Raw genomic sequence first — 22,344 nt, forward strand, 5'->3', positions numbered from 1 at the left:
CCTGTTGTCTCAGGACCCAACAGTGTGCCAAACACTACCCACCAACAACGCACCACCCGTGTTCCAGGACGCTCAAGAGCGTCCGTACTAACAAGCCGGTCCGTGCCGCCAGGCACCTATTTGTTGATATTCCACCCATGAGCACCCGCCGCAGAACAATCGTCTGCGCAACGGGCTGTACTCCTGACAAACCCCCACCACCACATACGCGGCCATGCTGGTTTGTAGGTGCTCCTTAGAAAGGAGGTGATCCAGCCGCACCTTCCGGTACGGCTACCTTGTTACGACTTAGTCCCAATCGCCAGTCCCACCTTCGACAGCTCCCTCCCACAAGGGGTTAGGCCACCGGCTTCGGGTGTTACCAACTTTCGTGACTTGACGGGCGGTGTGTACAAGGCCCGGGAACGTATTCACCGCAGCGTTGCTGATCTGCGATTACTAGCGACTCCGACTTCATGGGGTCGAGTTGCAGACCCCAATCCGAACTGAGACCGGCTTTTTGGGATTAGCTCCACCTCACAGTATCGCAACCCTTTGTACCGGCCATTGTAGCATGCGTGAAGCCCAAGACATAAGGGGCATGATGATTTGACGTCGTCCCCACCTTCCTCCGAGTTGACCCCGGCAGTCTCCTATGAGTCCCCACCATCACGTGCTGGCAACATAGAACGAGGGTTGCGCTCGTTGCGGGACTTAACCCAACATCTCACGACACGAGCTGACGACAACCATGCACCACCTGTAAACCGACCGCAAGCGGGGCACCTGTTTCCAGGCGTTACCGGTTCATGTCAAGCCTTGGTAAGGTTCTTCGCGTTGCATCGAATTAATCCGCATGCTCCGCCGCTTGTGCGGGCCCCCGTCAATTCCTTTGAGTTTTAGCCTTGCGGCCGTACTCCCCAGGCGGGGCACTTAATGCGTTAGCTACGGCGCGGAAAACGTGGAATGTCCCCCACACCTAGTGCCCAACGTTTACGGCATGGACTACCAGGGTATCTAATCCTGTTCGCTCCCCATGCTTTCGCTCCTCAGCGTCAGTTAATGCCCAGAGACCTGCCTTCGCCATCGGTGTTCCTCCTGATATCTGCGCATTTCACCGCTACACCAGGAATTCCAGTCTCCCCTACATCACTCTAGTCTGCCCGTACCCACCGCAGATCCGGAGTTGAGCCCCGGACTTTCACGGCAGACGCGACAAACCGCCTACGAGCTCTTTACGCCCAATAATTCCGGATAACGCTTGCGCCCTACGTATTACCGCGGCTGCTGGCACGTAGTTAGCCGGCGCTTCTTCTGCAGGTACCGTCACTTTCGCTTCTTCCCTACTGAAAGAGGTTTACAACCCGAAGGCCGTCATCCCTCACGCGGCGTCGCTGCATCAGGCTTGCGCCCATTGTGCAATATTCCCCACTGCTGCCTCCCGTAGGAGTCTGGGCCGTGTCTCAGTCCCAGTGTGGCCGGTCACCCTCTCAGGCCGGCTACCCGTCGTCGCCTTGGTAAGCCATTACCTCACCAACAAGCTGATAGGCCGCGAGTCCATCCAAAACCACAATAAAGCTTTCCACCAACCACCATGCGATAGTCAGTCATATCCGGTATTAGACCCAGTTTCCCAGGCTTATCCCAGAGTTAAGGGCAGGTTACTCACGTGTTACTCACCCGTTCGCCACTAATCCCCGGTGCAAGCACCGGATCATCGTTCGACTTGCATGTGTTAAGCACGCCGCCAGCGTTCATCCTGAGCCAGGATCAAACTCTCCGTTGAAGTAAAACAAAAACAGACACAACCCCCAGCCCCGGGAAAACGGGACCAAAAGGCTGCACAAAATTTGAAACCAGCTAAAAACACCAGACCATCCACAGGGGCGGACAGCCCGGCACATTTCAACCAATTCATAAAAACAAATCGGTATCAACAAACTTGGCACACTATTGAGTTCTCAAACAACAGACACACCCGGCACCACCACAACCCCATTCAAGGCCGCGGCTCGCTCCGGAGCAACTTTTCAAACTTACCGGCTTTCAAAGAACTTTGCAAATCAGCGTTTCCGCGATCCGCGTCCCTCTCAACCGCCCCCGACCAGTTTCCGGCGCCCTGACGAGCCACCAGTTTTGGTCTTTGTTTTGGGAGTTTGGCCGCCCGCGGTGATCAGCTCTTCGCTGTCTCCCTCGCGGCGACTTAGAAAACAATACACGCACTCCGGCCCCACCGCAAACCCCCCTTCCAAAGGCCGAAAATCTGCGTGTTTCCGCGGCAGAACAGGCCTCGGAGGCACCTGGACGAGCACTCGTCGTCGTAATAGGTCTATGTGTGCTGCAGCACAGGTTGGCACGTCGGGTGCAATCACCGGGAGCCATGCGGAGTTAAAGCAAAGAAGGGCCGGCAACCATGATGGTTGCCGGCCCTTCTCAAACAGCTGGAGTCAGCTGCGCGGGATTACCAGGAAGACTTGGTGATGCCCGGAAGTTCGCCCTTGTGGGCCATGTCGCGGAAGCGGACACGGGAGATGCCGAACTTCTGGAAGGTACCGCGGGGACGGCCGTCGATGATGTCGCGGTTACGCAGACGGATCGGGGACGCGTTGCGGGGCAGCTTCTGCAGGCCCAGGCGGGCTGCTTCGCGTGCTTCGTCGGTTGCGTTTTCGTCAACCAGGGTCTTCTTCAGCTCGAGGCGCTTTGCGGCGTAACGCTCAACGATGACCTTGCGCTGCTCGTTGCGAGCAATCTTGGACTTCTTAGCCATGTTTAGCGCTCCTCTCGGAATTCGACGTGCTGGCGGATCTTGGGGTCGTACTTCTTCAGAACCATACGGTCCGGGTCGTTACGACGGTTCTTGCGGGTTACGTAGGTGTAACCCGTGCCCGCGGTCGACTTGAGCTTGATGATCGGACGTACGTCCTTGTCCTTAGCCACTAGAGCTTCACCCCACGAGCCAGGATAGAGGCGACGACTGCGTCGATGCCGCGTACGTCGATGGTCTTGATGCCACGTGCAGAGACCTGCAGCGTGACGTTACGGCGCAGGGACGGAACCCAGTAGCGCTTCTTCTGAATGTTCGGATCGAACCGACGCTTGTTGCGGCGGTGCGAGTGCGAAATGCTGTGCCCAAAGCCCGGCTCGGCCCCGGTCACTTGGCAGTGTGCTGCCATGACTTCTCCTCAAGAATTGAAAGTAATGATCCGCATATCTGCTGCTGGACCATGCTGCTAAGGGCGACCCAAAAATAAAGAAGGGCGAACGGTTAGTCACGCAACTTGAGCCCCTAACTACCGGCCACCCTGGAGAAATTACCGGGCAACCGGAGCAATTGCGCACGCTCCGCGCACTTAGCGCCTACCAAGTCTACGAGTTCACGCAATTAAAGACCAATCCGGGGCGAATGGGTGTATAAGCACGGCACCGGAAACAGCCGAGTCAGCGGCTTCCGCTGATCGGGTCCGGCTCGAGGCGTGTGAGCTGCGGGTACTTGGCCGACAGGTCGTCGCCGGAGGACTTGCCGGTAACGCGGCGGACAACCCAGGGACCGGCGTACTCCCGGAACCACTGGGCGTTGGCGCGTAAGGCCTCGGCACCACGCAGTTCCGGCACCGGAGTCATGGGCGGGATGTCGATGGAGTGGTCATACTTCAGCACCTCCATGACGCGCTTGGCCATGTTCGCGTGCCCGGCTGCGGACATGTGCATCCGGTCCCGCGCCCACATGCCCCAGTCGTAGTACTCGCTGAAGCGCCAGTAATCCACGAGCAGGGCGCCGTGGTCCCCGGCAATGCCGCGGACCAGTTCGTTGTAGATCGCGGTGCGGCCGCGCATGGTGCCGAACACTTTGGAGCCCCTGGCGTCGAATCCGGTGAACATCACCACGGTTGCGCCCGTGGCAGCCAACTTGCGGATGCCGTCGTCGTACTCCGCAAGGAGGTCATCGATGTCGATCCGCGGGCGGAGGATGTCGTTGGCACCTGCGTAAATGGTCACCAAGGTGGGTTTAAGGTCGACGGCGGCGTCCACCTGCTCAGCGAGGATCTGCCGGAGCTTCCTTCCGCGGATGGCGAGGTTGGCGTAGCCGAAGCCGGGGTCGGCTTCGCCAAGCTGCTCGGCAACACGGTCGGCCCAGCCACGGACACCGTTGGGGCGGGTGGGGTCGTCGTCGCCCACGCCTTCAGTGAAGGAATCGCCGAGTGCCACGAACCGGGAAGTGAAGTCCATCCGGCTAGTTTGCCACCCGTTGCTGGAAGCAACCAACCGGCAGGCGCTTAGCCTTCGCGCAGGATCCAATGGTCGGAGTCCAGGCGTCCCACCACTTTTTCACCGATCCGCGCCAGATCGAGGACGTCCTGCTCTGACAAAGCGTCCAGGAAGAGGTTTCGTACCGCTTCGACGTGGTTGGGCGCCAAACCAACGATGGTCGCCATGCCCTCCTCCGTCAGGTGGGCGATAGTGACACGGGCATCGTGGGGATGGGGCTGGCGCTCCACCCAGCCCCGTTTCTGCAGCTTCGTCACCACGTGCGAAAGCCGGGAAAGGGACGCGCTGCTGCGGGCGGCTAGTTCGCTCATGGGCAGGAACCGCTCGTCCGCCTCGGAGAGCATGGCCAGGACCGTGTAGTCGAAGAGCGACAACTTGCCTTCGGCATGAAGCTTGGTGTCGAGGGCTGCCGGCAGCAGGGTGTTGATGCTCACCAGGGCCAGCCAGGCACGTCGTTCGTCGGCGTTCAGCCAGCGCGGTTCGGTCATGTCCCCTATTCTACGATTGATCCTTCAACCGACGATGACCGTGCCGGTAGGCTGGGCGGATGTATGTTGTCTCCCTGACTTACCGGGTTCCGCAGGACATCGTCGATTTCCACAATGACGCCCACATCAGCTGGCTGCAGAAGGCTTTCGACGATGGAGTTTTTATCGCTGCCGGCCGGAAGGTCCCCCGCACGGGTGGCCTGCTGCTCTCGCAGGCGGACCGGGCCACGTTGGACGCCTCCCTGAAGCTGGACCCTTTCTATACGAATGGGGTAGCGGACTTCGAGGTGGTGGAGTTCCATGCCGCACGGGTGGCGCCGGGCTACGAAATCCTCCTGGACAGCTAGCGTTCAGCCACGCGGGCAGGGTCTTCTTCTGCCACCAGTTTCTTCAGCCCGCCCTTCCGGGGCACCTTGACCGGTTTCGGCCATCGCGCCGTAAGTTCGTCACCCAGGGTGACACCCCGCAGCTTCCGGCCGAAGAGTGGCAGGACCCAGTCATGGATCCAGCGCCGTTGCCGCTGTTCCCACTCCCGCATGGTGAGCCGTGTTGGCGGTTCCCAGTCCTTGAGTGTGATTTTGTGCGGGACTCCCAATTGGTCCAGCACCTGACCGGCCAAGTACTTGTGCCCGGCCTTTGACATGTGCAGCCGGTCCGAGTCCCACATCCGCCGGTCATGGAACGCGTCCAGGCACCAATAGTCCACCAGCACGGCACCGTACTTCGCGGCGATGGCCCGCACTTGCTGGTTGTAGAACGCGTTGCGTTTCTTGAGCGGCTCAAGCAGCGCGGAGACCTTCACGTCGAAACCGGTGAACAGGACCACCGTGGCTCCTGTTCCGGCCAGTTGCGCCACAAGTTGCTCGTAGCTGGCCATCAGGGCTGTCATATCCGTTTTCAGGTCCAAAATGTCGTTGCCGCCGGCGTACAGCGTGACCAACGTGGGCTTCATCCGCAGCGCAGGTTCCAGCTGCTCGTCGATGATGTGCCGGAGCCGCTTGCTGCGGATCGCCAGGTTCGCGTATTTCCACCCCGGCTGCGCCTTGGCCAGCTTCTCAGCCACCCGGTCGGCCCACCCCCGCACCCCATTGGGCAACCGCTCATCCCGGTCCCCCACACCCTCGGTAAAAGAGTCCCCAAGAGCAACAAACACCCGCCGCCCGGACTCAGGAAGCAAAGGTTGAGCAGACACCAGCCCAACCTAGCCACCAAAGGAAAAGGAAGAACGACGCCGGGATGAACAGTCAGTGCGAGAGCGTCCGACGAAAACCGGCAGGATCTGATGGAGCGTCCGGGTTTAGGCAGCAGGATCTGATAGAGCGTTGGGGATTAAGCCGCAGGAGGTGATGACGCGTCGGAGGTCCCAACAAAGGTGACGGGTTTCGCGAGCCGGCGGGGCGGTTTTGCGTAGGAGCGCATCGCCGACTGGAGCGGAGTGAGGCCGCCCGCGGCCGAAGGAAGCGAAGGGAGGAAGGGCGGACCCGAGGGCCCCGAACTGAGCTTGCGAAGTTTGGGAAGGGTCCAACCGCTAAGCGACGGCAAAATGACGCAACCGGCCCAACCAGCCAGGACGGAGTTGAGCGCTACCCCTCGGCTTTGCCCTGCCGCCAGTACCCCATGAACGCAACCTGCTTCCGGTCGATGCCCACATCGCGGACCAGGTAGCGGCGCATGTCCTTGATGACTGCCGCTTCGCCGGCGATCCAGGCGTAGAAGGGCATGGCACCGGCGGGCATGTCCGGGTTTTTGGTTGCCTGGATCTCGGCGGTTTCCATCCGGGTGGGGGTTTCCCAGAGGATGTCCTCGTCCACGTTGACGTCTTCGGGTTCGGGGCCGGCGCCGCCGTCCGCTTCCTTGAGCCCCACCCAGCCGGGCACGGGAACGGCTTTGCGGACAGCGTCCTGGAGCAACTGGCCGTGCGGGCGGGACCGGCCGATCGAGGCGCCGCGCGCCAGCCAGGTGATTTCGACGTTGGCAGGTGAGCTGAGCTCCAGGAAATCGCCGGCCTCCGGAACTTCGAGGAACGCGTGTCCGGTCATATACTCCGGCAGGCTTTCCAGGATGGCGGAGATGGCCGGAATGGCTGTTTCGTCGCCCGCGAGGAGGACCCGCTGGGCCAGGCCCGGCCGCCACTCGATGCCGGAGTAGATCTCGGCAGTGACGCAGTGAGCGGCACGGTTGTTGGGGCCGACGATGGTGATGGCGTCGCCGGGCTTGGCATTGAGGGCCCAGTTGGCCGCGGGGCCGCCGTTGCCGTGGTCATCGAAGTGCATCACAAAGTCGACGTCGATTTCGGGGTAGACGGCGTCCAGCCGCGCCTGCCGGACAGTGTAGGTGCGCATTGACCCGCGCACGGCCGGGTCCATCTCCAGCCATTCGCGGTACCAGCCGGCCTTGCTCATTTCGAAGGCCGGAAGCGGCAGCGCGGTGCCGTCGGCGGCGAGCGACGGGATCATGAGCTTGACCCGCAGGTCAAGGGTTTCCCCGTGGACGCCGAAATCACGGAGCGAGTAGCCGCCGAACGTGATCCGGCGGAAGTTGGGGCTGAGTTCCTGGACGGAGGATACGGTGACCTCGAACGCCAGGGTCATCGGCTCGGTGGAGGCAACTTCTCGGGTCTTCATGAAACAAGCTCCAGTTCAGTGGCGGGGACGTGGTGGCGGCCGATGGGAATGATCAGGGGGGTTCCGGATACAGGATCCGGAATGACACGGGATTCAAGGTTGAAGACGTTGCGCACCAGGTCTTCGGTGACCACCTCGAGGGGGTTGCCCACGGCCACTACGGCGCCGCCTTTCATGGCGATGACGTTGTCCGCGTACCGGGCGGCAAGGTTGAGGTCGTGCAGGACGATGGCCACCGTGGTGCCGCGTTTACGGTTCAGGTCCGTCACCAGGTCCAAGACCTCCACCTGGTGCGCGAGGTCCAGGTAGGTGGTGGGTTCGTCGAGGAGCAAGACGTCGGTTTCCTGGGCGAGGGCCATCGCGATCCAGACCCGTTGCCGCTGGCCGCCGGACAGTTCGTCCACGTCGCGCCCCGCGAGGGCCAGCGTCTCGGTGGCTTCCAGCGCACGCTGCACCGCGGCGTCGTCCTTGTCGCTCCAGCTGCGGAAGAAGCCCTGGTGCGGGTAGCGTCCGCGGCCCACCAGGTCGCGGACGGTGATGCCGTCGGGGGCGGTGGGGTGCTGCGGCAGGAGGCCCAGGGTACGTGCAAGTTCCCGCGCCGGGCGGGCGTGGATGTCCTTGCCGTCCAGCGTCACGGTGCCGGCCGCAGGCTTGAGGAGCCGGGAAAGGCCCCGGAGCAGGGTGGATTTGCCGCACGCGTTGGCGCCCACGATCATGGTCACCTTGCCTTCGGGGATCTCGGCGCTGAGGCCGTCCACCACGCAGCGCTGGTCGTATTTCAGCGTCAGGTCCTTGGCGTTGAGAACAGCCACGTCAGGCATCCTTTCGGTTGGCCGTGACCAGGAGCCACAGCAGGAACGGGGCACCAAGCGCACCGGTGATGACGCCCACCGGCAGGACCGTGCCGTCCAGCAGCAGTGGGGCAAGGTTGGCGGCGAAGTAGTCTGCCGCGAGGACAATCAGGGCGCCTACCAGTGCCGACGCCGGGAAGCTGGCTTTGCCGGTGAAGCGGCGGGCGATGGGCCCGGCCAGGAAGGCGACGAACGAGACCGGGCCTGCCGCCGCCGTCGCCACTGCCGCAAGCGTCACGGCGATGATCACCAGCGAAAGGCGGGCCGCGTTGACCCGAATGCCCAGGCCGGCAGCAGCGTCGTCGCCCAGCTCCAGGATCCGCAGCGGGCCGGCAATGACGGCCACGGCCGGGACCAGGACCACGAGGGCGAGGAACAGGACGCCGGCGCGGTCCCAGTTGGCGGAGTTCAGGGATCCGTTGAGCCAGACCAGGGCGTCGGCGGCGGTGCGGATGTCTGCGCGGGTCATCAGGAAGTTGACCACCGCGTGCAGGGCCGCGGCGATGCCGACGCCGGCCAGGACCAGGCGGTTGCCGGCCGCGTTCCCGCGGCTGGTCCCCCGGATCGCGCCGCCTGTCGCGATGGCGTAGATCAGGGCGGCCACGGCGAGGGCGCCGGCCAGGGCTGCCCCGGAAACCACGGCGCCGGACGCGCCGAAGATGACGATGGCGATGACGGCGGCGGCACTGGCGCCGTAGCTGATGCCGATGACGTCGGGGCTGGCCAGCGGGTTGCGGAGCATGGTCTGGAACAGCGCGCCGGCCAAGCCGAAGGCGACGCCGATCATGATGCCGATGACCGCCCGCGGCAGCTTGTTTTCCATCACGATGAAGCTGGCGCCCGGGATCTTGTCGCCGCCGGTGAGGTGGGCGATCACGATCTTGAAGAAGTCCGGGATGGTCACGGTGTAGCTGCCCAGCAGGACGGACACGGCGAACAGGACGACGACGGCGGCGGCCAGGACCGCGGTCCGGTTCAGTACCCGAGATGGCAGATAACGGGGGTGTTTCCCTCGCGGACTGCCGTCAAGTGCCATTTCGCGGGGAGTCTGGGTGATGCTCACAGTCCGGCCCCCTTGCCGCGGCGAATCAGCCAGACGAACACGGGCGCTCCGACGAGGGCGGTCATGATGCCGGCGGGAACTTCACCGGGGAGGAGCACCACGCGGCCGATGATGTCCGCACCCAGGAGCAGCACGGGAGCCGCCACCAGGGAGAACGGCAGGATCCACCGGTAGTCGGGACCGGTGAGGAAGCGCACAGCGTGCGGAATAACAAGACCCACGAACCCGATGGGACCGGCCAGCGCGGTGGCTGTCCCGCACAGCAGCACGATTCCCAGGGCGGTCACGGCGCGGACCAGGCCCACCCGCTGGCCGAGGCCGCGGGCGATGTCGTCGCCGAGGGCCAGGCTGTTAAGGATACGGCCGGTCAGGAGCACGATGACGGCGCCGACGGCCAGGAAGGGAACCCCGGGCAGGACCACGGACCAGTCCCGGCCGGCCACGCCGCCCACCTGCCAGAAGCGGAAGCGGTCCAGGGTGTCCTGGCTGGAGACCAGGATGACGTTCATCAGGGAGTAGAGCCCGGCGCTCAGCGCGGCGCCGGCGAGGGCCAGCTTCACGGGGGTGGCGCCTTCCCTGCCGAGCGAAGCGATGAGGTAGACCACGACGGCGGCGATTGCCGCCCCGATGAAGGCGAACCAGATGTAGCCGGAGAAAGTGGCCACACCGAAAACGTAGATGCCGGTGACGACGGCCAGCGCGGCACCGGCATTGACGCCCATGATGCCGGGGTCAGCGAGCGGATTGCGGGCCACGCCCTGCATGGCCGCGCCTGCAAGGCCCAGGGCTCCGCCGGCCAGCAGGCCGAGGACGGTGCGCGGGATGCGGGCGTGGACCACCGCATGGTCACCGTTGGCGGGATCGAACTGCGCGAGCGCCTCCCAGACAGTGCCGAGGGGAAGACCGCGGGCGCCGACGGCCAGCGAGGCCGCGGCCAGGAGCGCAAGTACAACGACGGCGGCCAGCAGCCAGGCAGCCCGCTTTCCCCCGGAAACGGGGTGGCGGAATCCTTTCGCCGGCACCAGGGTGCCGGCGTCCCCCTCCCTGGAGGCCGCCGTCATTGCACTGTGCGTCATGGAACGGTGCTTACTTCACTGCGTCCGCTGCGGTGGCCAGCTGCGGCAGGAAGGTGTCCAGTGCCCAAGGCAGACTCAGCGGGGAGGATGCGGAGATTGCCAGAACCAGGCTCTTGTTCTCATCTGCGACGAAGGCCCCGTTCTTGACGGCCGGAATCTGGCCGAACAGGGGATCGTTCTTGATGGCGTCTGCCTCGCTGGCGTCCTCGACGGAGCTGAGGAAGATGTCCGACTCCAGCTCGTTGACCTTCTCGGCAGACCATGGCACGAAGAATTCCTTGGAGCCTTCGGACGCCTGCTCGGCGACCGGGGCGAGCTTCATCCCGATGGCGGAAAGGAATTTTGGCCGGTTGTCATTGGCCGTGTAAATACCCGTCTGGGTGGGGTCTGAGGGAAGGGCGTAGCCGTAGATGAAGGTCTTGCCGGTGATCTGCGGGTACTTGGCAGCTTCCTCCTTGATGGTGGCCTCGGTGTCGGAGATGAGCTTGGTCGCTTCGGCATCCTTGCCGAGGGCCTTGCCGATGATGGACGTGGAGTCCTGCCAGGAAGTGCCGTAAGCAAGTTCAGGGTGGGCCACCACGGGGGCGATCTCGCTGAGCTTCTTGTAGTCCTCTTCGGTCAGTCCTGAGTAGGCGGCCAGGATGACGTCCGGCGTGAGCTTGGCGATCTCGGTGAAGTTGATGCCGTCAGCCTCTGAGTACTGAACCGGAGCCTTGTCGGAGCCGAAGCCGGCGCCGAGCTCCTCAAGGGCTGCGTCCTTCCAGGGGGTGGAGCCCTGGTCGTTGCCGCCCCACTCGTTCTTGGGGACACCCACGGGCACTACACCCAGGGCAATGGCGACGTCGTCATTGACCCAGGAAACGGTGGCTACCCGGGTGGGCTGCTTTTCGATTGTGGTTTCGCCAAAGACGTGCTCGATGGTGACCGGGAACTGCGCGCTGCTGGAGCTGGAAGCGCTGGCGTCCGTGGTGGAGGACGCGGGGCCGGTGGCGCATGCCGAGAGGGAGAGCGCCGCTGCGGCCAGAACGGCCGTCGCCTTGCCGGCTGATGAGAACAGCGTGCGGCGGGTGGCACTGAGGCCGGTGAAGAGGGGGGAAGTCACGGAACTCCTTAGGTGAATGAAGCGAACCTAAGTAAGGCTAGCCTAGCCTCCGCTCCATTAGGCAAGGTTTTCGTAACTTATTCCTCAAGGTGACGAAGGACACAGGACCGGCTGCGTGTCGCTGCCTTGGACAGGCCATGCCCCCTTTTGGCAGGATGGCCCCGCCATGCAATCAGTCACGCCCCAGCAAATCCGATCCTCGTTCATCAATGCCAGCCGTTCCGAGGCCGCCAAGCTCAGCCTGCCCAAGGATTTCGACTCCCTTGATTGGGATAACCTCGACTTCCTGGGCTGGCGGGACGAGAAGATGCCCCTGCGCGGCTATCTTGTAGTCCCCTGCCCTCAAGGCTTAACCGGCATCATGCTCCGCGCCCCCGAAGGCGGCACCCGGAAAAACCGCTCCGTGCTCTGCGAACTGTGCCGGGACGTCTTCTCCAAGGAGGACGTGCTTCTCTGGGTAGCCAGGCGCGCCGGCCAGTCCGGCCGCGACGGCAACACAGTGGGCACCCTTATCTGCGCGGACTTCCTGTGCTGCGGCAACGTCCGCAAGGAACCGCCCGCCAACGAGATTAACCCGGAACCCGCCGCCGTCGTCCTCCGCCAAATCGAAGGCCTCAAGGACCGGACCGCCCAGTTCCTGGGCCGTGTCCAGGCCAAGTAACCGGCGCCAGCCGGCCGGCCGGGCATAAGGAAGCCCGCCCTCACGGATGCGGGGGCGGGCTTCCTTAACTGCGGGTCAGCGGTAGGAAAAGCTCATCAGAATCGCCGTCAGCGACTGGCCTTCAGTCCCGGCGAACCAGGCCTTGGCCGCCTCGTCACTGGCGAACGGCCCGCCGGTGAAGACGACGTTTGCGGCCGGGACGCGGTTGCCGCCGACGATAACAACGTCAGCGCCCTCCGTGCCATCTGGCGAGACGGCTGCCCTGTGCGTTAGCGACAGCCGGTAATGGGGTTCGCCGTCGATACGGTCGACATAGAAGGAGGCGTGTGCGGTTTCAGGACCTGAATGCCCCTGCAACCCCGGTACTGGCTCTGAGAAGAACGCTGTCCTGGTGTGGGGGCCGGCAACAGCGCCCCCCACTTCGCTGTAGAAGATGGTGATCTGCTCGTTTCCGCCGGCGTCATAGACTGTCGCGTTTTCAGCAGCGGGCGAATCCACACCCTGGCCGTGCTCCACCCGCCAGCCGGCCGGGTGGGTAAAGGACAGCCGGCCGTCTGGAAAGGTAAAAGTTACGGGCCCGGGGGCGGGCGCCGGATCGGACGACGACGGCGGAGCGGCCGACGGGAGCGGGTCCGCCGGCGCAGGCAGCGCGCTGGCTGAGGGCAGCTGACTGGCCGGGGCGGTTCCCGCGTCCCGGTTTTCGGCCGACGCGTTAAGCATGCAGCCGCTCAGGAGGAGCGCGGCTGATGCTGTAACCGAGAGGGAAAAAATCACACGTCGTGCCGAACGAATGGAAGTGCCTTTCAGGAGAGTGATGTGGTGACTTTAGCTGCCGTTCAGCGGTAGGAGAAGCTCATGAGCACCGACTTCAGGGCCCGGCCCTCGTCGCCCCAGTACCACGCCTTCGCGGCTACGTCATCCGCAAACGGTGCCCCGGCGAACAGCACGTCCGCAGTCAAGATACGGTCGCCGATCTTAACCAGCCCGTACTGCACCTGCCCATCCGGCGAGATGGGCAGCCCTGGAGTGAGCCCCATCCGGTAGGTAGCTGTGCCAAAGGCGTGATCGACGTAGAACGACGAATGTGGCGTGGGAACAGAGTGCCCCCGCAGGCCCAGTACCGGGTCCGTTTCAAGCACAAATCTCGAGACATTGCCGGCCACACCATCGCCAACCTGGCTGTAGTAGATGTTGATCTGCTCCTTGCCGCTGGTATCCACGACGGTGGCCGTCTCCACTGCGGGGGAGGCCGAAACCTGTTCATGCTTCACGCTCCAGCCCTCCGGGTGGGTGAAGGACAGACGGTCGTCTGCGAACGTGAAGGTGACCGGCCCTTCGGGAACGGGAGAAGAGGTAGCGGCGGGCACGATGGTTGGAGCTGGACTCTGCGCAGCCGGCTGGGCGGCAGGCGCCGTGGAGGGGCCCCCGCTGCCGGCAGGGGTGCCTGCGGCGCAGCCTGCGAGGGAAAGAGCGGCAGCAGCGGTGGCTGCGAGGAAGACGTTTGCGCGGTGGGCTGGGCGCATTGGAGTGCCTTTCAAGAGAGCGCCTTTGGTCTCTTGGGGTTTGTGCGGGACCCAGCGTTCCGCATCGCCCAGGGGGATCATTCAGGCGGGGTGATGTGATGGACCAAGAGTGGCACAGCAAAATCACCACACACCAGAGCATTCACAATAAATCCATCAATTTGTTATATACGCCCCCGGTTAACCCCACTTAACCCAAAGCAGCCTGTCAGCGCAGCACAATGTCCACCGGATTAGCCTCCGATCGCCACGCTCCCTCTTCGCCGGGGCGGGGCCGGATAACGGGAGCGGTGAGGACGCCGGACCGGTTGGTACGCCTGTCCCGGAGGATCTCGGTCACGGAACCGAGGTGCCGGGACAGGTCGATCACGTTCTCCGGCGCGGCGAGCAGCAGCTGGAAGCCGAATTCGTGCAACGCCTTGATGCCGGCGCCGGCGAACTCTTCAGAGGCCAGCACAAACGCTTCATCCATAATCACGGTGCCGTAGGTGGTGAAGCCTTGCTCGGCAATGCCCAGCTGGTAGCTCAGCGCCGCGGCCATGATGAACGCCGTGAAGCGCTGCCGCTCACCGCCGGACATTGACCCGGTATCGGCATGCATAAAGACCTCGGTCTTCTTGCCGCCCTGTGGCCCGGTCACCTCACGGTGCTCCTTGCACTGGATGAACAGGTGCCCGCGGACGTCCAGCACCTCAGCCCGCCAGCGGCGGTCCTCGGGAGCCTGCGAACCCAGCCGTTTCACCAGGGTTTCCAGCGACTTGTACCGTGCGGTGAGCTCGGCGTCGTCGTCCCGCTCCGGGGCCGGGTTGTCCTTGCCGGCCTCGGTCCTGGCTGGCCTGGAGTGCCGGGCCTTGAGGGCGTTCTGAATGGCGTCCTTGAACTGCTTGGCGGTAGGAGGCAGGGTCTGCTTGATGTCCAGCTCCAGGAAGCTGCCTTCATGGAAGTTCACCTGGGAGAGGATGCCGTTCAGCGGGAGGATGCGGCTGGTGATGGAGCGCCGTTCCTCATCGAGCAGGTGCAGCAGGGTGCTGAAGGACTCGTGGGTGCGCTGGTTGAAGAACTGCCGGAACTCGGACTCCTGGGCGGGCAGGCCGTCGCTGACGATTGCATGGTAGCGGCTCTCGAAGTCGCTGGCAGCACCGATGGTGGTGCCGTGGTCTGCGGAAATGGCGCTGCCCCATTCCCGCACGAAACTCTCGAAAATGCGGGTAAGCCGTTCCGCGGTGGCCTGCCCGCGGGACTCCGCCGCGTGCAGTTCGCCCAGGAGGGCAGTCCGCACCCGGTTGGCCAGGTTGTCCAGCTCGTGCATCTCCGCCACGTCGCCGAAGTCGGCGAAGTACGGTTCCAAAGCGGTGACGGTGGCGTCCGACGGCGGTGCCTGGGCGAGGCGTTCCCGGGCACCTTCCAACAGCGAATCGGCGGTGGTGAGCTGCCTGTCCAGCGCCTTGTACTCGCTTTGCAGGACCGCGGCGGCCTCGGTGCTGGACTGGTGCTTCTGCCGCACCTCCTCGATGCTTGCACGCAGGGGTTCCAGGTCAGCCTGTGCGGCCAAAGCGTCCTTCAGCCGCTGCTCAATCCTGGCCAGTTCGTCCGCTGCAACCTCCGCGGACACCTGCTCCCAAGGCCGGTGGTCCTCGGCGATCCGCCGCAGGGCGTCCAGCTGCCGGCTCATGCCCTGGTGCGAATCCTCGCGGCTTTGGGCCAATTCGGCTGCCTTGGCAACTTCCTGCCGGAGGTCCTCCACCTGGCCGGCCACGAGTTCCAGCTTGGCAGCGTTGTCGAACCCCAGGACGTAGTCCTGGCGGCTGGTGAAGCGGTCATCCTTCTCCACCGTGTGGCGGTTGCGCTTGACCACCCCGCCCAGGCTCAGGCCCTTGTCCAGCGCAGCCAGTTCGTCCGGATCCTCCACGCACGGGAAGGCGAAGTCGAGGGCGATCCGCTCCCGGATCCATGCTCCCGGCTCAGCAGCCGTTCCTGTGGCGAGGATGTCCAGCTTGGTCAGCAGGTCGCCGTCGCGCACGTCCTCCACGGCAAGCGCGCCGCCGGCCAGGGGCTTGGACACGTCCACCGCCCGCAGCGCACCGCGGACGTTGTGGCCGTTCAGGTAGCGGGTTAAGGCTCCGAAATGCTCGCCGGGAACCAGGAGGGTGGTGGCGAGGCTGCGGAGGGCGCGTTCGGCGGCGGGCCGCCAGCGTTCCTCGCCCTCGGCCAGGTCCATCAGCTCACCCGCGAACGGCATCCGGTCCTCGGGGATTCCCGTGGCGGCAGCGATTGCGGCACGGTTTTCAATGCTCGACGGCGGCAGCAGGGACTTGCGCGTCTTCAGGGACACGAGCTCCTGCTCAGCCGCTGCCAGCTCGCGCTTCTTCGTCGCGTGGGCGTCAAAGGCCTCGAACCGCAGCTCCTGCAGCGCCTGCGAATCGTCCTTCAGTTCGGCGGAACGGGCCGCCGCCTGCTCGTGCGCCTGCTCCCAGCCCTCCGCCGTCCACTCAAGCTGCAATCCGGCGTCGGCCAGGGCCTGCTGCGCCGCATCCTCCACCTGCCGGCGGAGCTTCAGCCCCACCCGCGCGTTCTCCAGCGACTGCTCGATGGCGGAAATAGCGTTGCCGCCCTGGCTGTTGTAGTCGGTCTCCAGCTCGCGCAGCTCTTTGGCCAGGCCATCGCGGACGGAACGCTCGGCGCCGAGCTCCTTGGCCTTCGCCTGGGCCAGCTCCTTGAACCGGGCCAATGTTTTCTGGTGGACGGTGACCGCCAGACGCTGCCTGTAGGCCTCAAACTCGCCGCCCGCCAGCTCGCGGAGCCGGTTGGCGTCCAGGAGCGACTGCGCGTACTCCCGGTTCAGGCCCGGGACGGGAGCAAGCTGGTCCCGCTGCTGCCGGACATCCTCCAGCCGCTGCCGGATGGACATCAGGTTGCTGAATTCTTCCACCACGTCATCCGCGGCGGCGAGGGTGGCCGGGGCGTCCAGGACCTGGTCGCGGAAGAATGTGTTGACGCTGCCGCCCAGGCCCTTGCCTGCCTGGATCACGCGCAGGAGCGGAAGCGCCTGGTCCGAGTTGATTCCCAGCAGGCGGCGGAACCGCTCGGCGAAGGCCTTGTGGACGTCGAAAACCTGGGCGTGCGGGAACACCGTTTCCAGGGCAGCCTTCGTGAACCTCTTGTCCGCGATGCCCTCGACCGCTTCCAGGTCCAGGGGCACGCTGTCGATCAGGTAGAACCGGCCAACGCTCGACTCCGTACCGTTCTTCGGCAGGTCGAACAGGGCCGAAACCGTCACCTTGGTGCCGGCGGCGTTGTCGAACGTCAGGGCGACGGCGGACCAGGTGGCACCCGGCCGCTGGAAGGCACTCGCCGACCCCTCGCCCACGGCCTTGTCGCCCACCTTGCCGCGCATGTACGTAAACGTGGTCCGCTTGTCCTCCACAGCCCCGCCCTGCCGCTGCGCAGCAGCCTCGTTGGACCGCGGGCGGGCATCGAAGACCCGCAGCATCGCGTCGAACAACGTGGATTTACCAACGCCCGAGTTACCCGTCAGCAGCGTTCCGTTCCGGTCCACGTGCATTGTGTGCGCCCCGTGGAATGTCCCCCAGTTGACCACCTGCACCAACGCAAGCCGCATCTGGCCGGGGTTCGTAACTTCTCCGATCGGGAGCATGCTCGCGATACTCATTCTGCTGCTTCCTTCGCGATGGTTGCGTTAGCCGTTGCTGGGTTCGGCTCCACAGCCGATGCCGCCCCCGCCCCTTCGCCGGGCAGCATTCGTCCTGCGGACGATGCGTCCGGCTCCGATAGGCCCGATGCCACTCCCTGGGCGGCATCGGCTGCTGCGCCTTGAGGTAGCTCACCTTCGGCATCGGCGTCGTCGTCCACTTCCTGCGGGTCGTTGTCGCCGTCGAGGTCCAGGAGGGGTTCTGTTCCTGACTGGTCGGTGGAGGCTGCAACCAGGGCCTCTATGTGGGCCGGGATGTCGCCGATGTTTTCGAACGGCAGGGCCAGGGGCAGGGCGTTGGAGATGGTGTAGACGTCGTCCAGGCCCGTGGGCAGGAGGAGCTGGCGTGCCAGGAGCTTGGTGATGGCCCGGGTGACCACGTCCGAGTCGCGGAGGGCGTCCTGTTGGCCGGCGGGCTGGTAATGGGTGACCAGGTCCGCGATTTCCTCGCGGGTGATGGTGGGGTCGGTCTGGGCGGTGACGTGCCGGTCGAGGAGCAGGCGCAGCCGGAGGAGCACGATGGTCTCCACGCGGCTCAGGGCGCGCTGCTGCCTGAGGATGCTGGAGCGGGTGCTGCCGCCGATGGCGTCGGGGTCCACGGGGCGCAGGACGGCGATCTTCCGTTCGTGGTCCAACTGCATGGCAAGGAAGAGCTCGGACAGGCGGCTGCGCAGGATCACCTGGTTGTCCAGCAGCACCGTCCACAGCTTCTCGTCGCGGCCGCCGTCAATGTACGGACCTTTGAGGAGCCTCACCAGCGCCTGCCGGACCTTCATGGACAGCACCCCGGTGTCCCCGGGGAAGAGGGCAGCGCCGTCGATGAAGGTGTCGCGGGGCGTGACAGTGAAGGGACGCTCCGCACTTGCCTCATGGGTGGCCTCAGCCTGTGGCGCTTCAGTCTCGTTTGTCAGGTCAGTCATCAGAATCCTTTGCGAGCGTGACCATGGGCAGGTACGCCCTGCGCGTGGTGCCGTCTATCTGGTCGAAGTCCAGGCCGTCCCAGGCGCCGCGGTTGAAGTCCGCCCCGGCGTGCAGGGCCTGCGAGAGGAGGGCGCGGATGGTGTTGATGTGCTGCTCCTCGGGCGGAAGCTGCTGCCACGCGTCCGCCAGCGTCGCGGCTCCGGCCATGGCGGAGCGGATGACGTCGGGTTTGGCCTTGCCGGTTCTCGGCGAGCGCACCCGGTCGGAGTCACTGAAGGCGATGGGGTCCGCGAGTTTTGGCGGGGCGGCGAACTCGTCGGGATCGAAGAGCTTCACCATGGACAGCGACTCGAAGCCGGCGTTGTAGAGGACCGGGCCGGGCACCAGGCCGGGCCGGTCGCGCTCGTACGGGAGGGAGCGGATGGCCTGCTCGGCTTCGCGCAGGACCTGGCGGAGCCGGACGGACTGGCGGAAGTCGTCGCTTTGGACGTAGGTGTTGAGGCTTTCGCTGAGCTTGCCGTAGATGCGCTGGATCTGGCTGTGCTGCTGGCGCAGTTCAGCCACCAGGTTCTTCAAGGTTTCACGGTCCTCGGGGCTGAGGTCGTCCGCGAACTGCCGGCTGAGGACCTCTCCGATGGCGGACCGGAACCTCAGTTGCTGCTGCGGGTCCTCCAGGAAGGCCGTGAAGGATCGGAAGGTCCTGCCTTCTGGGCTTTGCCGGAGCCGCTTGTCCGCCTCCAGCACCTGGGCCATGGTGGCACCCTTGCTGAGCGATTCCTCGATGATCTGGTTGCGGAGTTCTCCCACCAGTTCCTCGATCCGGTCACGCATCTTCTTGTAGTCGGCGGGGAGGCTGGCGGCTAGGTCGAGGATGTTTCCTGCGGCTTCCACCGCTTCGTCGTCGTCCAGCAAACCGTCGAACTCGCCGCTGGCGATGTCCTGGATCAGCTGCTGGCGCTCTTCGATCTCCTCTTCCAAGGACTCAAGGCGTGCGCTTTGGTCCGGGTTGGTCTCGTTGGCGAGTTTTTCCACGTCCCCCAGCAATGTGCCCAGCCGCGACCCGTTCAATGTGGAGCGTTCGCTGGAAAGGCTGTCCAGGAAGGCGAGCACGCGGGCGGCGGGTTCGGTGACTTCGTAGACAATCTGGCCGGACTGGTTCCGGCGGGTCAAAAACTGCCGGCGCGTCCATTCATCACCGAAGGACTTCCCGTTGGCTCCGCCGCCCAGCCCTGGATCCTGCCGCCGCAGTTCCTCAAGGAAGGAGTCGACGTCGGCGTGGAACTCCTCGAGCGGCAGTTGCGGACGGGTGCGGGTAAAGGAAGCCTGCAGCACCGCGATCACCCAGGGGGCCGAACGCGTCAGCGCCCAGGCTGGTCCCTTGGTGAGGAGTTCGAGGTCCCGAAGCCGGGCGCTGATGGCGTCAGCGGATGACCTGGCGGAGCGGGGCACACACTCTCCTTGGGCTGTTCGCGGGGCGGGGGCGGCGGCAGGAACGGAAAACTGCCAACTACAAGGTTAACGCAGGCGCCGCGACCGCTCCGTGACCTAATTCGCCGTAGTGTTTCGATCCCATATCAACAGCCGCCCCAGGCTGCCGCGGCTCTGGCTGGCCACGCGGGCGTACCCCTACGCTTCTGCTACTGATCTTCACCAAAAGCAACGTGGCAGCAGGGGGACTCATGCAGTTCGATCTAAGCGCAGTGGAAACCGGCACTCTGGTCTTTTTCGGAACGCTGGTGTTCGCCTTCATCCTGGCAGCATTCGTGGTGGCAGCAGGGCTGATTGCCCTGGTGCTGCTTGGCGCGGGAAAGCTGACGTGGATGGTGGTGGTCAACACGCTCCTGGCCGTCGTCCACGGCATCAACGCAGGATGGGACCGGCTGGTGCACAGCGCCTCCGCCGCCGAAGCTTCCGGGGAGTTCCAGGCCCAGTCCTCCCCTAGCACCGGAACTTACCCGCGGGTAATATTGAGAGACAGCTGAAGGGTTCTCCAACCCGGCGGATCCATGGCTACGGCGGCCCAATCCGGCCAAGGAGATAACCCATGACCTCCGCAACTGACACCCCGTCCACAAACGCTCCGGCCGAGGAAACCCCTGTCCCCGCAGGCAAACTAGGCTCAGGCGCCACCGCTGACGACGCCCGCGCCGTCGCAGAAGCCGCCCGCGAAGCCGGCTGGGAACGCCCCAGCTTCGCCAAAGGCCTTTACCTGGGCAGCTTTGACCTCAGCCTGGTCCATCCGTGGCCCACTCCCGAGCCTGCTTCGGTGAAACGCGGTGAAGAGTTCATGGCCCGCCTCACCGAATACGCCCGCACCATGGACGGGCGGATCATCGAGCGCGACGCGAAGATTCCGGACGAGTACATCCAGGGCCTTGCCCTCCTGGGCGTGTTCGGGATGAAGATTCCCGAGGAATACGGCGGACTGGGATTGTCCCTGGTGTACTACGGCCGTGCCCTGGCACTGCTGGGCAGCGTCCACCCCAGCCTCGGCGCGCTGCTTTCGGCGCACCAGTCCATTGGCGTGCCGGAGCCGGTCAAGGTGTTCGGGACCCCGGAACAGAAACTCGAGTACTTGCCGCGGTGCGCAGCCGGGGCCGTCACCGCGTTCCTCCTCACGGAACCGGACGTGGGCAGCGATCCCGCCCGCATGGGCAGCACCGCAACGCCAACCGACGACGGCGAGGCGTACCTCCTGGACGGGGTGAAGCTGTGGACCACCAACGGCGTGATCGCCGAACTGGTGGTGGTCATGGCAGTGGTCCCGGCTTACACCGGCCGGGACGGAACCAGGCACAAGGGTGGAATCAGCGCCTTTGTGGTGGAGATGGATTCGCCGGGCATCACGGTGGAGAACCGGAACGCCTTTATGGGCCTGCGCGGCATCGAGAATGGCGTCACGCGGTTCCACCAGGTACGGGTGCCCGCGGCGAACCGGCTGGGACGCGAAGGCCAGGGCCTGAAGATCGCCCTGACAACCCTGAATAGTGGCAGGCTTTCCATCCCGGCCCTGTGCGTGGCGTCCGGCCGCTGGAGCCTGAAGATCGCCCGCGAATGGTCCAACGCCCGGACGCAGTGGGGCCGGCCGGTAGGCGAACACGAGGCCGTAGGCAAGAAGATCGCCTTCATCGCCGCCTCCGCCTTTGCCCTGGACGCAGTTTTCGAACTCTCCGCCGAGCTTGCCGACGCCGGGCAAAAGGATGTCCGCATCGAGGCGGCCCTGGCGAAGCTTTGGGCCACGGAGATCAGCTGCCGGATCGCTGACGAACTCGTCCAGATCCGGGGCGGGCGCGGATTCGAAACAGCAGAATCGCTCGCGGCGCGCGGCGAACGGGCAGTCCCGGCGGAGCAGCAGCTGCGGGACTTGCGCATCAACAGGATCTTTGAGGGCTCCTCCGAGATCATGCGGCTGCTGATCGCCCGGGAAGCCGTGGACGCCCACCTGGCCGCCGCGGGGGACCTCGCGTCCATGGATGCAAGCCTGTCCGACAAAGCCAGGGCCGCCGTCGGGGCCTCCGGCTTCTATGCGAAATGGCTCCCCAAACTCGTGGCAGGCGCCGGGATGGATCCCCGCTCCTACAGCGAGTTCGGCCGGCTGGCCAAGCAGCTGCGCTTCGTGGAGCGTTCGTCGCGGCGCCTGGCCCGGCAGACGTTCTACGGCATGGGCCGCTGGCAGGCGAAGCTTGAGCGGAAGCAGGCATTTTTGGGGCGGGTGGTGGACATCGGGGCCGAACTGTTCGCCATGACGGCCTGCTGCTCCCGCGCGGAAATGCTCCTGCATACCGCGCCGGAGCGGGCGGCGAGCGCTTACGAGCTCGCCGAGGCCTACTGCGAGCAGGCCCGCGTGCGCGTGGACGAATACTTCGACCAGCTCTGGCGGAACACGGACGACGGCGACCGCGGGCTTACGCGCAAAGTCCTCGCGGGTGATTACACCTGGCTGGAGGAAGGCGTCCTGGACCAGTCCGAAGGGACCGGCCCATGGATCGCCGATGCTTCCCCCGGCCCCTCCCAAAAGGACAATCTGCACCGTAATTACAGGTAAAACCGCAGGTCACAAAATAGTAAGCACGCTTGCTAT

At 64.7% G+C, this 22,344-nt stretch carries 19 protein-coding genes, 1 rRNA gene and 1 pseudogene; 4 read left to right on the forward strand and 17 right to left on the reverse strand.

Going from position 1 to position 22,344, the window contains the following annotated elements; translation table 11 throughout:
* Positions 1-239: 239 nt before the first annotated feature.
* From ACZ9BC_RS00005 to ACZ9BC_RS00030, 6 genes are all read right to left on the reverse strand, one after another.
* Positions 240-1,765 (reverse strand): 16S ribosomal RNA (locus ACZ9BC_RS00005).
* A 675-nt stretch (positions 1,766-2,440) separates the two neighbouring features.
* On the reverse strand, positions 2,441-2,746 hold the full coding sequence (gene rpsN, locus ACZ9BC_RS00010) for a 30S ribosomal protein S14 (RefSeq protein WP_009358853.1): 306 nt from the start codon (positions 2,744-2,746) through the stop codon (positions 2,441-2,443).
* Positions 2,747-2,748: 2 nt separating this feature from the next.
* Positions 2,749-2,916: a 50S ribosomal protein L33 gene (gene rpmG / locus ACZ9BC_RS00015; protein WP_013602737.1), complete on the reverse strand. Its 168-nt coding sequence runs from the start codon at positions 2,914-2,916 to the stop codon at positions 2,749-2,751.
* Positions 2,916-3,152 (reverse strand): 50S ribosomal protein L28, encoded by a 237-nt coding sequence (gene rpmB / locus ACZ9BC_RS00020; protein WP_015938871.1) that lies wholly within the window; start codon positions 3,150-3,152, stop codon positions 2,916-2,918. The genes rpmG and rpmB overlap by 1 nt, the downstream gene beginning before the upstream one ends.
* Before the next feature lie 265 nt (positions 3,153-3,417).
* The gene (locus ACZ9BC_RS00025) at positions 3,418-4,206 is read right to left on the reverse strand and encodes an SGNH/GDSL hydrolase family protein (protein ID WP_476244181.1); all 789 of its coding nucleotides are present in this window, start codon (positions 4,204-4,206) and stop codon (positions 3,418-3,420) included.
* 47 nt (positions 4,207-4,253) lie between these two features.
* On the reverse strand, positions 4,254-4,733 hold the full coding sequence (locus ACZ9BC_RS00030) for a MarR family winged helix-turn-helix transcriptional regulator (protein WP_476244182.1): 480 nt from the start codon (positions 4,731-4,733) through the stop codon (positions 4,254-4,256).
* Between the two features lie 59 nt (positions 4,734-4,792).
* Here ACZ9BC_RS00030 and ACZ9BC_RS00035 point away from each other — a divergent pair, with 59 nt between their 5' ends.
* Positions 4,793-5,080: a YciI family protein gene (locus ACZ9BC_RS00035; RefSeq protein ID WP_079599115.1), complete on the forward strand. Its 288-nt coding sequence runs from the start codon at positions 4,793-4,795 to the stop codon at positions 5,078-5,080.
* On the opposite strand, the gene ACZ9BC_RS00040 is transcribed toward ACZ9BC_RS00035, so the two are convergent.
* The 6 genes from ACZ9BC_RS00040 to ACZ9BC_RS00065 all read right to left on the reverse strand — a co-directional run bounded on the left by ACZ9BC_RS00040 (position 5,077) and on the right by ACZ9BC_RS00065 (position 11,449).
* On the reverse strand, positions 5,077-5,925 hold the full coding sequence (locus ACZ9BC_RS00040) for an SGNH/GDSL hydrolase family protein (protein ID WP_476244183.1): 849 nt from the start codon (positions 5,923-5,925) through the stop codon (positions 5,077-5,079). The two genes, ACZ9BC_RS00035 and ACZ9BC_RS00040, sit on opposite strands and share 4 nt — an antisense overlap.
* Positions 5,926-6,316: 391 nt before the next feature.
* Positions 6,317-7,357, reverse strand: a complete 1,041-nt coding sequence (locus ACZ9BC_RS00045; RefSeq protein ID WP_476244184.1) for a siderophore-interacting protein — start codon at positions 7,355-7,357, stop codon at positions 6,317-6,319.
* On the reverse strand, positions 7,354-8,169 hold the full coding sequence (locus ACZ9BC_RS00050; protein ID WP_079599112.1) for an ABC transporter ATP-binding protein: 816 nt from the start codon (positions 8,167-8,169) through the stop codon (positions 7,354-7,356). Before ACZ9BC_RS00050 ends, ACZ9BC_RS00045 begins: the two co-directional genes overlap by 4 nt.
* A gap of 1 nt (position 8,170) precedes the next feature.
* Complete coding sequence (locus ACZ9BC_RS00055; protein ID WP_476244819.1) at positions 8,171-9,244, reverse strand: FecCD family ABC transporter permease; 1,074 nt, start codon at positions 9,242-9,244, stop codon at positions 8,171-8,173.
* Between the two features lie 23 nt (positions 9,245-9,267).
* Complete coding sequence (locus ACZ9BC_RS00060; RefSeq protein WP_476244185.1) at positions 9,268-10,347, reverse strand: FecCD family ABC transporter permease; 1,080 nt, start codon at positions 10,345-10,347, stop codon at positions 9,268-9,270.
* A gap of 10 nt (positions 10,348-10,357) precedes the next feature.
* Positions 10,358-11,449, reverse strand: a complete 1,092-nt coding sequence (locus ACZ9BC_RS00065) for an iron-siderophore ABC transporter substrate-binding protein (RefSeq protein WP_476244186.1) — start codon at positions 11,447-11,449, stop codon at positions 10,358-10,360.
* A 166-nt stretch (positions 11,450-11,615) separates the two neighbouring features.
* On the opposite strand from ACZ9BC_RS00065, the gene ACZ9BC_RS00070 reads away from it, so the two are divergent.
* Positions 11,616-12,110 (forward strand): FBP domain-containing protein, encoded by a 495-nt coding sequence (locus tag ACZ9BC_RS00070; RefSeq protein ID WP_476244187.1) that lies wholly within the window; start codon positions 11,616-11,618, stop codon positions 12,108-12,110.
* 75 nt (positions 12,111-12,185) lie between these two features.
* Here the strand turns inward: ACZ9BC_RS00070 and ACZ9BC_RS00075 are convergent, their stop codons facing one another.
* The 5 genes and pseudogenes from ACZ9BC_RS00075 to ACZ9BC_RS00095 form a co-directional block, all read right to left on the reverse strand.
* Positions 12,186-12,884 (reverse strand): hypothetical protein, encoded by a 699-nt coding sequence (locus ACZ9BC_RS00075; RefSeq protein WP_476244188.1) that lies wholly within the window; start codon positions 12,882-12,884, stop codon positions 12,186-12,188.
* A 62-nt stretch (positions 12,885-12,946) separates the two neighbouring features.
* On the reverse strand, positions 12,947-13,633 hold the full coding sequence (locus tag ACZ9BC_RS00080; RefSeq protein ID WP_476244189.1) for a hypothetical protein: 687 nt from the start codon (positions 13,631-13,633) through the stop codon (positions 12,947-12,949).
* Positions 13,634-13,841: 208 nt separating this feature from the next.
* A complete protein-coding gene (locus tag ACZ9BC_RS00085; RefSeq protein ID WP_476244190.1) occupies positions 13,842-17,303 on the reverse strand; it encodes an ATP-binding protein in 3,462 nt (1,153 codons plus the stop codon).
* A gap of 179 nt (positions 17,304-17,482) precedes the next feature.
* A pseudogene (locus tag ACZ9BC_RS00090) lies at positions 17,483-18,262 on the reverse strand (DUF4194 domain-containing protein); the annotation flags it as partial.
* The gene (locus ACZ9BC_RS00095) at positions 18,255-19,712 is read right to left on the reverse strand and encodes a DUF3375 family protein (RefSeq protein WP_476244191.1); all 1,458 of its coding nucleotides are present in this window, start codon (positions 19,710-19,712) and stop codon (positions 18,255-18,257) included. The pseudogene ACZ9BC_RS00090 and the gene ACZ9BC_RS00095, both read right to left, overlap by 8 nt.
* Before the next feature lie 230 nt (positions 19,713-19,942).
* Between ACZ9BC_RS00095 and ACZ9BC_RS00100 the strand changes: the two genes are divergently transcribed.
* Positions 19,943-20,245 carry a hypothetical protein gene (locus ACZ9BC_RS00100; protein ID WP_476244192.1) on the forward strand — a complete coding sequence of 101 codons (303 nt, stop codon included), beginning with the start codon at positions 19,943-19,945 and terminating at the stop codon, positions 20,243-20,245.
* A 62-nt stretch (positions 20,246-20,307) separates the two neighbouring features.
* Positions 20,308-22,308, forward strand: coding sequence for an acyl-CoA dehydrogenase family protein (locus ACZ9BC_RS00105; RefSeq protein WP_476244193.1), 2,001 nt, complete (start codon positions 20,308-20,310; stop codon positions 22,306-22,308).
* The last annotated feature ends 36 nt before the right edge of the window (positions 22,309-22,344 follow it).

This window comes from Pseudarthrobacter sp. TE3704 (assembly GCF_056279405.1).

Coding starts and splice junctions, on each gene's coding strand:
- rpsN (WP_009358853.1), bottom strand. CDS start 2,746: ATGGCTAAGAAGTCCAAGATTGCTCGCAACGAGCAGCGCAAGGTCATC.
- rpmB (WP_015938871.1), bottom strand. CDS start 3,152: ATGGCAGCACACTGCCAAGTGACCGGGGCCGAGCCGGGCTTTGGGCAC.
- ACZ9BC_RS00025 (WP_476244181.1), bottom strand. CDS start 4,206: ATGGACTTCACTTCCCGGTTCGTGGCACTCGGCGATTCCTTCACTGAA.
- ACZ9BC_RS00030 (WP_476244182.1), bottom strand. CDS start 4,733: ATGACCGAACCGCGCTGGCTGAACGCCGACGAACGACGTGCCTGGCTG.
- ACZ9BC_RS00035 (WP_079599115.1), top strand. CDS start 4,793: ATGTATGTTGTCTCCCTGACTTACCGGGTTCCGCAGGACATCGTCGAT.
- ACZ9BC_RS00045 (WP_476244184.1), bottom strand. CDS start 7,357: ATGAAGACCCGAGAAGTTGCCTCCACCGAGCCGATGACCCTGGCGTTC.
- ACZ9BC_RS00055 (WP_476244819.1), bottom strand. CDS start 9,244: ATGGCACTTGACGGCAGTCCGCGAGGGAAACACCCCCGTTATCTGCCA.
- ACZ9BC_RS00060 (WP_476244185.1), bottom strand. CDS start 10,347: ATGACGCACAGTGCAATGACGGCGGCCTCCAGGGAGGGGGACGCCGGC.
- ACZ9BC_RS00070 (WP_476244187.1), top strand. CDS start 11,616: ATGCAATCAGTCACGCCCCAGCAAATCCGATCCTCGTTCATCAATGCC.
- ACZ9BC_RS00080 (WP_476244189.1), bottom strand. CDS start 13,633: ATGCGCCCAGCCCACCGCGCAAACGTCTTCCTCGCAGCCACCGCTGCT.
- ACZ9BC_RS00085 (WP_476244190.1), bottom strand. CDS start 17,303: ATGAGTATCGCGAGCATGCTCCCGATCGGAGAAGTTACGAACCCCGGC.
- ACZ9BC_RS00100 (WP_476244192.1), top strand. CDS start 19,943: ATGCAGTTCGATCTAAGCGCAGTGGAAACCGGCACTCTGGTCTTTTTC.
- ACZ9BC_RS00105 (WP_476244193.1), top strand. CDS start 20,308: ATGACCTCCGCAACTGACACCCCGTCCACAAACGCTCCGGCCGAGGAA.